Genomic DNA, 13,007 nt, shown 5'->3' with positions numbered 1-13,007 from the left:
AAGTTATTGTTCCTTTTTCTCAGGAAGGTGGCTTAACGGGGAATCCAGCCCCCATAAAAGTTAAAAACATGAAGCATATAATCGACCACTAAATCATTCAGCTGAAAAGGTTTAGGCTACATTAACACAGAATGATAAATTGCAAAAATAGAAGCCAAACTTAGAAGCTGTAGACCTTCGAAAAGGCTGAACAATTAAGTTCAATATGAATGACGGGACAGGTAACTCTTTCGATATTTCGATCTTAGATTTCGAAGAACAATCTTACTTGCAGTATGAATGGGGAGAAGGTTAAGTTCGATTCGAGTTATCTCCTAAAGATAATGGTTGTTTATTAGTATTAAAGAATATATCCCTACCCTCAGTGATCATACTCCAAAAGATTTATCTGGATGGCATTTATGTCTAGTTATGTTTAGTGCTGTACTGGAAGGTCAATCCGTATCCATCGTGAGCAGGATAATAGATTGAATGTTTATAATATTTGTAATAATTATTGCGGTTGGTTGGTATTTCCATTAAAATAAAAACATACTTCGTTCATTGAAGAAAGTATGTGGCTATATAGGCTGAAATCGAGGGAAAAAGTATGAACACAATAAGAAATGGAAGTAAAGAATTAATAAAAGATATTAATCGTTTTAAAGTGTTGAAAATTATCCGTGAGAGACATCCTATAAGCCGTGTCGAAATTGCTAGATTAAGTGAATTAGGAATGTCGACACTTACTTATATAATTGACGATTTAACGAAACTAGGGCTTGTTTTTGAAGTAGGTGAATCCTCTTCAACAGGCGGGAGAAGAGCAAGGCTTATTGAATTTAACAAAAACTTTGGGTTGGCTATCAGTATAAAAATTGAAGAAAAACGTCTTCTCATTGGGTTGACGAACATGGATGCTGAAATAATTGATGAAATAAGAATAGCATTCAAAAAACATACAGCACCAGAGGTTGTCGTGGATATTCTCGAAAAAAACATTAAAATGATTTTTGATAAAAATCAGAAGAATTTGTCTGATCTTAAAGGAATTGGTCTATTATCATCCGGACTTGTCAATCGCCATAAAGGGATCATCATTCGATCATCTCTTTTAGGGTGGAATAATGTCCCCATTGCTCAAATGTTAAAAGAAAGGTTCACCGATATTCCGGTTATGGTAGACAAAAATATTAACGGATACGCACTAGCAGAGCTTTCTAAAGGAGAGGGACAAGAAAGTGATAGTTTTGCTTTGATATCTGTCGGTTCCGGTTTAGGACTTTCTGTTGTAATGGAAAATAAAATTCATTACGGCTCTATAGGAGGGGCTGGTGAATTTGGCCATACAACGATTGAAGTAGGTGGTTACCCGTGCCACTGTGGACAACAGGGCTGTTTAGAAATGTATGCTTCTGAATTTTATTTTGAAAATAAGGGAGAAGAGCTTCTTTTTCATTATCCCAATACAAGCTTAAAGAATTTTCAATTTGAAGAAGTGTCTGAGCAAGCGGATAAAGGAGATGAGCTTGCTTTACAATTAATTGACGGAATGGCTGCTTATTTAGGCCATGGGATTCATAATCTCATTAATACCTTAAATCCAGAGAAGATTGTGATGGCTGGTGAAGGGATAAAATATGAAAAATTATTTATGGAAAAAGTTCAAAAAATTGCTCAAAACAACTTTTTTTCAAAAATGGGACATCAAACAAAAATTGTTAAATCTCGATTAAATGATGAAGCTTGGTTAGTCGGAGGTGCACTCCTTGCTATCACTCATTTATTTCAGCTGCCAATCTATGAATAAATGCAGAATGACAGGCAAAAGTTCTTTTTTGAATCGTCAGTTGATAAATCCAGACTTATCCCCTGTATAACAAGAAATATTTTATGGACCATTTTCTATCCTATCTAGCCTGATTTTTGTCAAAGGATTTGAACAAATTCGCCAGCCAGCATTCCCCAATACTTCTTTTGGCTGAAGCGATAAATGCAGCCGATTTCCCTTTAATCAACTTGGTTTTAATTATATTTAGGCCCAAGTACTTCTTTCACAGAGAATGTACGATTAAAAGTACACTTGGTGGGGGTGAGGTTAATGAATTAATTGAATACGATTAAAACTTAGGAAAACGGAGGAACCCTTCCTGAAGAAAAATCGCCCGCTTGTGCTGTATCGCTAATCAAGTTTAGTATTTTACCAGGATCGTAAAATAAAATGAAAGCGGTATCAGATCGATGTTATTCAAAAATTGGTTTTACCCATGATAAAGGATAAAGCTTGGCTAGCCGGAGTTACGGCATTTGCTAAATGAAAGAAGGAAGAAGTGGTTTACTCATTATTTAGGTTCACAAATACCATATTTTAAAAGGGGATATCATGATGAACAGATTCTCAAATACCCGAAAGTTTAATAAGAATAAATTACTAGGTATGAGTTTATTAACCAAGATTGCTCCTTTTACTGTCCTTTCGACAATAACTTTTACCACCATAATGACAGGATCGGCTTCAGCTCAAGATACGGAATATACCAGGCAAGGAGCAGGTCCGATGTATTTTTCAACCTATGAGTATCAGTTCACAAATAATTCCTATATGCATGAGGATGAATATAAGAAAGATATTGATTGGATGGCGCAAAATTTTAAGCCATACGGCTACGACATGATTAGTACAGATGGATGGATTGAAGGAGCCTCTTTACTAAATAAAAATGGCTATGTAGTGAGTCATAATAATAATTGGATGACGAATCCTTTAGGCTCTAAACCTATTACCGGCCAGCTGCAGAATGGTGATTTTGAAGATGGCCTGAATGGGTGGAATGTTGAAACGAATGCCTACTACGGTGTTGATTCAAACGATGCCTATGAAGGTTCAAAATTGTGGGTGTATGGCAATGATCCCCATACTGCAAAAGTATCTCAAACCGTAACAGGACTTGGAAACGGAAATTATACGGTGACAGCACGGGTGAAATTTCCGAATGGTGATGTGAATGATTTTATTAATGGCACAAGTACGGCCAACATGAAGCTGAAAGATTTTGCGGATGGAAAAGATGTGGAGGCAGCGCCTGAACAAACAGTCGAATTAAAAGACGGTTTGACCGATGCATCTGGAAAGCCGATCTATGGACTTTTTGAAGTTCATGCAGAGGTGACAAACGGGAGGCTAACCATTGAGTTTAACGTGGACGCCAAAGCGAAGGATAGCTCGTTCCAGCTGGATGATGTCGAGCTTTATAAAACGGGTGAAAAGCCTAGTCAAGATAATGAGCCGTTCCAATATCCATCTGAAAAATATCCCGAAGGTCACACTTGGAAGTACTGGGGGAACTACATTCACGAAAAAGGGATGAAATTTGGTGTTTATTACAACCCGCTATGGGTCAGTCCAGAGGTTGTGAAACACCCAGATAAATATATTGTCCAAGGGACGGAACATAATCCAGGAGGGCCTATATACGTTACGGACATGATTGATCAAGGTAATCCGAATGATCCGAATGATGGTGACCGTTTCAGCGGGGGAAGCCCGAATGCAGCCTCTCTTTATTGGCTTAATGTTGATTATCCCGGTGCTGAACAATATATAAAAGGATACGTTAAATACTTCGCAGACCAAGGGGCAGATTTTCTGCGGGTTGATTTCCTTTCGTGGTATGAAACTGGAAAAGATCCGAATTTAGGAACAGTAGGGCAGGCACATGAAATGGATTATGAAACAGCCTTAAAGTGGATGTCTGAGGCAGCCAGGGAAAATCACATAACCTTAAGTCTGGTGATGCCAAACCTCTCGAATCATGGAGAGCTTGAACAGAAATATGGAGATATGATTCGAATCGATGAGGATACGTTCCAAGGGGGATGGGATCATATAAGCGGCAGACGCCAGAGCTGGCAGCCTGCTTGGTCACAATGGGCAAACGCCTTCCAGGGGTTTACTGGCTTCTCTGATATCTCCGGCCGTTCAAACATGATGTTAGATGGTGATTTCCTCCGACTGAATACGTACTCAGGAGATTATGCAGAAAACGAGAAGAAGACAACCATGTCTCTCTACACACTGGCAGGATCACCGCTTGCGATTTCCGACCGCCCGGATACGATTGGAAACGACTACAAGTACTATCAAAACACCGAGTTGATTGAATTCAACAAAATGGGTCTGGTCGGGAAGCCTATTTATGAAAGTGCTGTTCCTTATGAACAGTCTAATGGCAGCCGCGACAGCCAGCGATGGGCAGGGCAATTGCCAGACGGATCATGGGTTGTCGGATTATTTAACCGCCAGGATGCGAGCCAAACGTTTGATTTTAATTTTAAAGATGAACTGGGGATTGAAAAAGGTGAAGTTCGCGACTTATGGGCGCATAAGGATTTAGGTATCCAGTCGTCTAGTAAAGTAACACTCGCACCGCATGACAGTGTTGTGTATAAAATCGTACCGGCAAACACGGATAAAACCTTTGAAGCAGAAGTTGCTTCTTATTCTAGAGGGGTTCAATTTGCAAAGGAGACGAAAGGTTATAATGGATTCGGCTATCTAAAAGTGAATAAATCAGGGCAGAGTGTGACTTATGCAATCAGTACCTCAGAAGCAGGAGTTTATCACTTGAAATTAAACTATTCTGCGGATGAAGCTAGTAAAGCAGCTCTTCATGTTAGAGATGTGAAAAGTGGGGAATGCACTTATTCAACACCGATTTCATTGAATGCAACCAAAGGTAAATGGAAAGAAGCAAATGAAAAAGTTAAGCTTAAGGAAGGAACGAACCTGGTAACGGTACATGATGCTTCCGGCAGCTTTAATCTTGACTCCATAACATTAAGAAATGCACAGGTTGACAACACACCAGGGACTCTGCAAAATGGTGATTTCAATAAAGGGTTCGATAACTGGAGCCGCAGCAACATGGTGAATCAATCTATTGTCAATGGAGCTGTGCAAATCGGAGGTACCGACGCTAATCCGTTTCACTCTGATCTCTGGCAATATGTTGTTCCAAAAGGAGGCATCTATACGTTAAGGGCTAATGTTAAACGAAACGGCAATTTTGATGATGCTTACCTTTATGTCCAAAATGGCAAAGATAAGCAAATAGTAGAGGTACCTGCATCTGAAAAAATGAAAAAAGTTACTATTTCTCATATAAATGTTTCTAAAGGTGACGTATTGAAAATTGGGAATATTGCCAATTCGCAAGCGGGTGGTACACTGACAATGGATGATGTTCAATTAATACGTGAAGAATCGAAGTAACCTCTTCAAAGAAAAAGCTGAATAGTCTTAAAGGGGCTATCCAGCTTTTTACCAATTATCCGTCTTTCTTCACCCCATTTAAAAACCATTTCTATCCCAAGAAAATGGTTTGCTAGTCTAATGTTTTTCATTAGTAAGGCTGAGTCGCGAGCTTTACCTGGAAATGGATAATTCTTTTATTTTACCAATCCAATCTTTAAAGTTCTTAAATTCACTAGAATCGAAACCAAAATGCTTCTTTATTAAGCGGACAGATTCTCTCTCTTCCTCGTGAAAAACTCCATCTGAATAGATCAGTTGAAAGATTTCAGTCAAGACAATATTTTGGGACCTTTCATTCTTGAATAGCCCTAAAATATTTTCGATGGGAAGGTCCTTTATTTTATAATTCTCAAGACCCATTTCCTTTTTATACTTGTTAAGAATTGTACTTTCGTAAATAGATAAATTTCCGTCAATTTTAGCCATCAGAACAGCTAATTCAAGAAACGCTATTTTTTCCTCTGACTGGAGTTCTGCTAGAAACAATAACTCTCAACTCCTAATATTCATTATTATATTTATACGAACAATGTCTGACTTGGTTTCATATTATTAGATTTTTAGCAAATTCTTAGACTTTTTTTATTCATATTACCATGTATCTTCCGTTACATATTAAACACATTCATCCTTATGAGGAAACGAAAATTAAAAACATTCCATTTTATATTCCATAAAATATATGGGTGTGGGTTTTCTATCAAAATATTGGTGACACTTTTAAAAGGAAATAAAGAAACGTGCCAAATTGCAGACACGTTTGGAAGTTTGAAGGAAAATTTTAAGAATTTCCTGTCCGCAGTTAATTTGCATATAAACGATATTGGTCGCTTAATGTATCCCCATTACCGTAAACATAGGCTTTTGAGCCAGATGTATAGGAAGAATTATCGTACTTCCAAAGGACTCTGAGAGCCATGTACCCACCAGCTCCATAGGTGTTCGTGCCTCTTTTCTTAATATATTGAGAGAAACTATCCCAGGTTCTGGGACCAACGATACCATCTGCTTTCAGATGGTGTGCTTTTTGATATTTCTTTACACCAGCTTTGGTTAGCGGTCCAAAAATTCCATCTGCGTCAACCACTGCAGAATCCGTATAAAAACCCAATACATTCAGGATATACTGCATATTCCGGACTTCCACTCCATGTGTATTCTCCCGTAATATCGAGTTCTTTTCCCAGCTTTGCGGGTGATGAAATCCTCCAGCAGAGGCTGAAGCGGTTGAAAAAGAAATCCCCCATGCCATAGCAATTACAAACAAACCAGTAAGTAATTTCTTCATAGCCATCTCCCTTTTCTTTTTAGCGTCGAACTCATTTTACAAATTTCCCTTCAGCTTGTTAATTCCCTCCAATTCCTAAAACTTCCTTCAGTCCTATGTCCTGTTTTTCAATAAATAACTCTTTCAAAGCTAATTAGTTTGAAGGAAAAACAATGCGCTTTCTCCAAGGCATTCCATAGATGGGCCAACACAAAAGAGAATTTACTTTTTCATAAAATATAAATAAAAAATAACAACAAACGAAACTTATAGATTTAAACCGAAAATGAGGATTGGAAAAATGATAAAAAAATATTAAAATGAAAAAAGTAAGTGAAAAATTTAAATAGTATCACTATTTTGGATTAATTTTGCTTCGTAATATGGAAGCAATTTAGAGAAGTTATATTTTTTCTCTAAAAATAAATAAACATGATTATTCCGTTTGCCTAAAACGCTTACATTTTTTAATATAGTTATTGAAAATAATATTTAAAAAAGATTTCGTTCATTTCCAAATAGCTCTAGAATAACGTCCAAAAAGAAATTTATTAAATCCATATGAAATTAAAAAAATGAGGGGGCAACACAAGTGAAAAAAATCATTAATAAACCTGAGAATCTCGTAATGGAAATGTGCAACGGAATGGTGATGGCCCATCCGGAACTGGAGTTTCTAAAAAGGTATAAAATTATAAAGAAGAAAGGAATTGATGAAAACAAAGTAAGTTTATTAAGTGGCGGTGGCAGCGGACATGAACCAGCACATGCGGGGTTTGTAGGGAAAGGAATGTTGGATGCTGCAGTATGCGGGGATGTATTTGCTTCCCCGTCTCAGATACAAGTGTATCAGGCGATCAAAGCAATTGCCGGTCACAAAGGCGTTCTAATGATTATAAAGAATTACAGTGGAGATATGATGAACTTTAAAAATGGTGCCGCATTAGCTGCCGAAGACGGTATTAAGGTAGAATACGTCCGGGTGGCTGATGACGCCGCAGTAGAAGACAGTCTGTATTCAGTAGGACGCCGTGGTGTCGCAGGGACTGTGTTGGTTCATAAAATAGCTGGGGCTGCGGCAGAAGATGGTAGGGATCTAATGCAAGTCAAAGAAGTAGCGGAAAAAGCAGCCGCATATGTACGAAGCCTTGGTGTAGCACTTACCTCCTGTACCGTTCCTGCCAAAGGATCACCTACTTTCACGTTAGGAGAGGACGAGATCGAATATGGTGTCGGTATTCATGGAGAGCCAGGAATTAGAAGGGAACACATAGTCTCTGCAGATGAATTGGCAGAACGAATGACGAATGATCTTCTCAAGGATATAGAAATAGATAGCGATGGAACAACAGAAATTGCCATACTAGTTAATGGCTTTGGATCAACTCCTTTACAAGAACTGTATCTTTTTAATAATTCGGTTATCCGAGAAATGCATCGCAGAAACATTAGAATTTGTCGAACCTTTGTCGGCAATTTCATGACGAGTATTGATATGGCAGGAGTCTCGTTGACAGTAATGAAACTGGACGAAGAATTAAAGACGTTGTTATCTAGAGAATGTAAATCTCCAGCATTCAAAGTAGAAGGCCCAGTAGCGAGTGTAGAGTACATTGATATTTTCGATAACGATGAAGAAAAGCTTGTTTCTTTTGGAACAGTGACAAGGGAAGAAAACGCTGTAATCAAAGATGATGTATTTTCCTTAGATAACATGATCTATCTTGTCGATAAAATGAGTGAAGTAATTATCAAGAATGAAGTACCATTCTGTGAACTCGACTCGCATGCTGGTGATGGAGATTTTGGTATGAGCGTTGCCAAGGGATTCAAGCAATTAAAGCGGGAGTGGAGCACGGTTTTGGATCAAGAACGTTTAAACATAGGGACCTTTCTAGATGCATGCTCTATGATCATCATGGAATATTGCGGAGGTGCGTCTGGTCCAATTTGGGGTTCGGCCTTCCGTGCTGCTGGTAAAGCTGTTGAGGGAAAAATTGAATTATCCGTTGGAGAGTTTTCAGACATGTTGCAGGCAGCTGTTAAAGGAATACAGACTACTGGAGAGCGCTCATTTGGAAGGGGTGCAGTGGTGGGTGATAAAACCCTCGTGGATGCGCTTGTACCTTGTGCAAATTCATGGTCAGAAAGTGTAGCAGCTGGTGAGGACTTTAAGACTGCTTTTGAAAAAGGGGCAGCAGCGGCTGTTGAAGGAGCACATTATACTAAGGAAATCGTTGCTCGAATGGGCCGCGCTGGTACAGTTGGCGAAAGAAGCCTTGGCTATCCTGATGCTGGTGCCTATGCTCTAGGGGTTATTTTTACGGAAATTTCCCGTAGTCTAAAATAATCAGCTTTTTCTTAGATGTTATTTAAGTGATAATTCTTTAAACCCAATTTGGTGCGATTGTTGAATGATAACTAGCCTATGCTCCCGATGAGTATAGGCTAGTTTTTACGAATTTCTTCTATTATATTATATAACGGTACTTATCAATTTAATGTCGTATTCTTAACTAACTTAGATCATCTTACAAAATTAAAATTTCGGCATAGCTTCAAAAGCATCCGCCAAGTCAATATAGGAATCTCGTAGACCTTTTCTTCATTATATGATGGTATCATATGATTTTGATAGTAACGGTATTATATATGTTTTAGAAAAAGAAGATTGACAGCGTTTACAATCATAATTATCATAATATTATAAACAATCTGGCATGCCACATGCCAGTCTGAATAACGAAATCAATACTTAGGAGATGTTATGAATTTATCTAAAGTTAAACAATTATCCCTTAAGCAGCAGGCTTTTGAATCAATTAAGAATGCCATCATCGACCAGACCATTGTTCCCGGTCAAATTTTATTTGAACGGCAATTAAGTGAAATGCTGGGAATTAGCAGAACTCCTGTCAGGGAATCCATCCCCCTTTTGGAAATGGAAGGGTGGGTAACTTCGGTACCAAGAAAAGGAACGTTTGTTTGTGACATTTCTGAAAAAGATGTTGAAGAAGTGATTCAAATTCGCCGTGCGATTGAGGTCTTGGTTGTTGAATTATTAATCCCTGTCATTTCGGATAGTGAGATTGAAAATATTGAGAAGCTGTATGGTACACAAGCTGAATTAACTGAAGATAAGAACAAGTTCATCTTGACAGATAAAGACTTTCACATTTATTTAGCTGAATTATCAGGAAACCGCCGCCTGGCTCAACTTATGGGGACATTAAGTGACCAATTACGCTGGTTTGGTGTTCGTGCGCTCAATACACCAAATCGAAATGAACAAACTTTAAAAGAACATGCCCTGCTCATTAACGCTATAAAAAATAGAGATGTTGAGAGGGCAAAACAGGCAGTACTTAACCATATTGAACATACACGGGACGCCATAGTAAAAAATTTAAAAATAATTAAAATCTGTCAGAAAGGAGGCGGATTGGAAAACCCGTACTAAAAATTGAAAATTAAACCTATCATTATTCAGGGAGAGATCAAAATGTACAGTATTAATTTTTCTGGACCAAATGGTGAAAACGTTAATTTCTCGGTAAAAAATTCAGCATGTATTGGGTATTCTGGCCGTAACCAGGAAATGGTTAAAAAGCATATAGAAGAATTGGCAGCAGAAGGAATCCAGCCGCCTCCATCCGTCCCTATGGTATATCCAGTCAGCAATATTTTAGTTACTCAAGATGATGAAATTCAGGTTCTTGGTAAAAAAACATCAGGTGAAGTAGAATTCGTTTTGCTGATCAATAACGAGAAAACATACGTGACAGTTGGATCAGATCACACAGATCGAGAATTGGAAGGTTACAGTATTCCTTATGCAAAACAAGCTACCCCCAAGCCTATAGCAAAGGAAGCGTGGTTATTAACTGAAGTGATCGATCACTGGGATGATTTACAAATGACTTGTGAAATTTTTATAAACAATAATTGGGAGGTTTACCAAAACGGCAATGTTACAGCAAATTTGTCAGTTGATGATATCTTGACATTTGCAAATAGTAAAAATGCTGTCGATCCGAAAGGAACCATTCTTTTTTGCGGAACTGTTCCTATTCTTGGCGGACAATTCATATTTGGAGAGGGTTTCCGTTTAACTTTAGCCGATCCAGTTCTAAATAGAAAAATAACACATGAATACTGGGTTCGCGATATAGCGATTTAACTTCAAAAGAAAGGGTGATTCTAATTGAAAATTGCCGTTTGTCAAATGAATATTATCCAAGGTGATCAAAAAGTTAACCGCGAAACTGCACAAAGTATGATCAAAGAAGCTGCCGCTAATGGTGCACAGGCAATTATATTACCTGAAATGTGGACATCGGGTTATGACTTTGAACGATTGGATGAACATAAAGAAAACTTAGAAGGCCCTGCCTCTCAATTTCTTTCCGAACTAGCCAGAACGCTTAAAGTTTGGATTATCGGAGGCTCGCTTCCAGTGAATTTTTCCGATGGGGTTCGTAATACTTCCCTTACATTCTCTCCAACTGGAGAATTACGAAATATATACAGCAAGGTTCATCTAATCGGACTTATGGCTGAAGATCGGTATATAGCTCCTGGTACAGATTGTAATGTATTTGATCTGGATGGCCATTTAGCAGCAGTAGAAATTTGTTATGATATCCGTTTCCCGGAACTCGCTCGTACTTATGCATTAAATGGTGCAAAAGTTCTTTTTATTCCGGCAGAATGGCCAATACAACGGGAAGAACATTGGGTAACTTTACTTCGTGCCAGAGCAATAGAAAATCAAATGTTTGTTGTAGGTGTCAATACGGCCGGCAGAAATCAAAATGATGTATTCAATGGGCGCTCAATGGTTATTGACCCTTGGGGTGAAGTACTTCTTGAAGCAGGAAATGAACCTGCCATTTTATACTGTGATTTAAATTTAGATATGGTGGAAAGCGTTAGAGAAAGAATGCCAATCTTTAAAGATAGAAGAACATCTGTTTATAAACTTTAAAGGAGAGGGATTTACTTGGAAAAACGCTCAAATTTACGATGGTGGCTGGCATTCTTGTTCTTTATTATAGGGTTGGTGGCCTATATGGACCGTTCCACAATTGCTGTCGTGGCTATACCTATGATGGAAGAGTTCCACATGGATAAAATTGAATTTGGTTTTCTTAATTCATTATTTTCGTTGGGGTATGCTGCATCCCAGATACCAGCTGGAATCATTAGTGAAAAGTATGGTGCGAGATTCATAGTTTCATTTGCTCTGATTTGGTGGTCAGTATTTACGATGTTAACACCAGCGGTGAAATCATATGGGCTGCTTGGTACGGTTCGCTTTTTATTTGGTATTGGTGAAGGTCCAATGTATCCTGGTAATGCCGTATTTAACAGCTACTGGTTTAGTAAAAAAGAAAAAGGCAGAGCTTCAAGTGCACTGCTGGCCGGCTCTTATTTTGGTCCGGTAATCGGCCCCGCTATTACGGTGGCAATATTTCAGGCTTTCGGCTGGGAAGCAGCTTTTTATATTATTGGTATTGTCGGAATTTTAATCGGTGTTATTTGGTATGCTCTTGGCAGGAATAAGCCGGAGGATCATCCTAGAATTTCTAAGAATGAACTTGAATTCATCATGAAGGAACGAGCTGTCTCAAAAGAAGCAAAGAAAGCAGCTCCTTGGGGGAAATTACTTAAAAATGTTCGCTTTTGGATATTTGGTTTAACTTATTTTGTTACTATTTATATTGTTACAATCTATCTGGTTTGGCTTCCTACATATCTCCAGGAAGCACGACATCTGACTTTGGCAAAATCGGGGTTATCCGCTAGTTTACCATGGCTTGCGATTTTTATAACCGTCATGACGGGTGGGGCTATCTCAGATAAACTTTTGAATAAGGGTAAATCAAAAATGGCAGCCCGCGGTGGACTTGCAATTGGTGGACTGATTGTTTTTGCCATCACGATGTTTCTAGCCTCTAGAGCAACAAGTACATCAATGAGTGTACTTTGGCTGACTTTATCTTTAGGCTCACTAGGTTTTCCAGTGGTGACTTCTTGGGCAGTTGCCAATGATTTAGGACAGCAGTTTGCTGGTTCTGTTTCTGGCTGGATGAACATGTGGGGAAATATCGGAGCTTTCCTATCCCCTCTAATCTGCGGATGGCTTGCTCAAACAATTGGTTGGAACGCCGCTCTTATGATTAATATTATCCCTATTGTAATTACTGCTTTATTATGGTTTGGTGTTCGCCCAGATATTGCACTCTTTCAAGAATCAGAGGAGTCTTTTACAGAAACTGAAAATATGCATGCATAGAATTTCTGTGGACATTATCTTGACTAACATTTCTTTCTCTGCAAAATATTAAAATTTTTAATAGCGCAAAATAAAAGATATGCCTAGAGAAGTGTTATCCACACTTCTCTATTTTCTTGTCCACCGCACTTTGCCAAGCGAATCCATTA

Annotated in this window: 9 protein-coding genes; 7 read left to right on the top strand and 2 right to left on the bottom strand. The window is 38.4% G+C overall.

Translation table 11 applies throughout. From position 1 onward, the window contains the following. The first annotated feature begins 589 nt into the window (after window positions 1-589). Together ACOT8F_RS14820 and ACOT8F_RS14815 are read left to right on the top strand one after the other, a co-directional pair. Window positions 590-1,789 carry an ROK family protein gene (locus ACOT8F_RS14820; RefSeq protein ID WP_421652700.1) on the top strand — a complete coding sequence of 400 codons (1,200 nt, stop codon included), beginning with the start codon at window positions 590-592 and terminating at the stop codon, window positions 1,787-1,789. A gap of 573 nt (window positions 1,790-2,362) precedes the next feature. Next, the gene (locus ACOT8F_RS14815; protein ID WP_421652699.1) at window positions 2,363-5,251 is read left to right on the top strand and encodes a hypothetical protein; all 2,889 of its coding nucleotides are present in this window, start codon (window positions 2,363-2,365) and stop codon (window positions 5,249-5,251) included. A 153-nt stretch (window positions 5,252-5,404) separates the two neighbouring features. Here ACOT8F_RS14815 and ACOT8F_RS14810 read toward each other — a convergent pair whose 3' ends face one another. Both ACOT8F_RS14810 and ACOT8F_RS14805 read right to left on the bottom strand, forming a co-directional pair. After that, the gene (locus ACOT8F_RS14810) at window positions 5,405-5,779 is read right to left on the bottom strand and encodes a tellurite resistance TerB family protein (RefSeq protein WP_421652698.1); all 375 of its coding nucleotides are present in this window, start codon (window positions 5,777-5,779) and stop codon (window positions 5,405-5,407) included. A 316-nt stretch (window positions 5,780-6,095) separates the two neighbouring features. Continuing rightward, window positions 6,096-6,581, bottom strand: a complete 486-nt coding sequence (locus ACOT8F_RS14805; RefSeq protein ID WP_421652697.1) for a peptidoglycan-binding domain-containing protein — start codon at window positions 6,579-6,581, stop codon at window positions 6,096-6,098. A 571-nt stretch (window positions 6,582-7,152) separates the two neighbouring features. On the opposite strand from ACOT8F_RS14805, the gene dhaK reads away from it, so the two are divergent. The 5 genes from dhaK to ACOT8F_RS14780 all read left to right on the top strand — a co-directional run bounded on the left by dhaK (window position 7,153) and on the right by ACOT8F_RS14780 (window position 12,858). Beyond that, window positions 7,153-8,910, top strand: a complete 1,758-nt coding sequence (gene dhaK, locus ACOT8F_RS14800) for a dihydroxyacetone kinase subunit DhaK (protein WP_421652696.1) — start codon at window positions 7,153-7,155, stop codon at window positions 8,908-8,910. 417 nt (window positions 8,911-9,327) lie between these two features. After that, the gene (locus ACOT8F_RS14795) at window positions 9,328-10,020 is read left to right on the top strand and encodes a GntR family transcriptional regulator (protein WP_421652695.1); all 693 of its coding nucleotides are present in this window, start codon (window positions 9,328-9,330) and stop codon (window positions 10,018-10,020) included. A 42-nt stretch (window positions 10,021-10,062) separates the two neighbouring features. Beyond that, entirely contained in the window at window positions 10,063-10,740 is a 678-nt protein-coding gene (locus ACOT8F_RS14790) for a DUF2848 family protein (protein ID WP_421652694.1), read from the top strand. Between the two features lie 24 nt (window positions 10,741-10,764). Next, entirely contained in the window at window positions 10,765-11,547 is a 783-nt protein-coding gene (locus ACOT8F_RS14785) for a carbon-nitrogen family hydrolase (protein ID WP_421652693.1), read from the top strand. Window positions 11,548-11,562: 15 nt separating this feature from the next. After that, window positions 11,563-12,858 carry an MFS transporter gene (locus ACOT8F_RS14780; protein ID WP_421652692.1) on the top strand — a complete coding sequence of 432 codons (1,296 nt, stop codon included), beginning with the start codon at window positions 11,563-11,565 and terminating at the stop codon, window positions 12,856-12,858. Window positions 12,859-13,007: the final 149 nt, after the last annotated feature.

The organism is Chryseobacillus diguaensis (assembly GCF_049220665.1).
Classification (GTDB): Bacteria; Bacillota; Bacilli; order Bacillales; family Bacillaceae; genus Metabacillus_B.
The sequence above is the reverse complement of the archived record's forward strand: the minus strand, read 5'-3'. Positions and strand labels throughout refer to the sequence as shown.

Excerpts from the sequence above, each read along its gene's own strand:
- ACOT8F_RS14805 (WP_421652697.1), bottom strand. The coding sequence starts at position 6,581 with ATGAAGAAATTACTTACTGGTTTGTTTGTAATTGCTATGGCATGGGGG.
- ACOT8F_RS14815 (WP_421652699.1), top strand. The coding sequence starts at position 2,363 with ATGATGAACAGATTCTCAAATACCCGAAAGTTTAATAAGAATAAATTA.
- ACOT8F_RS14820 (WP_421652700.1), top strand. The coding sequence starts at position 590 with ATGAACACAATAAGAAATGGAAGTAAAGAATTAATAAAAGATATTAAT.
- ACOT8F_RS14790 (WP_421652694.1), top strand. The coding sequence starts at position 10,063 with ATGTACAGTATTAATTTTTCTGGACCAAATGGTGAAAACGTTAATTTC.
- ACOT8F_RS14795 (WP_421652695.1), top strand. The coding sequence starts at position 9,328 with ATGAATTTATCTAAAGTTAAACAATTATCCCTTAAGCAGCAGGCTTTT.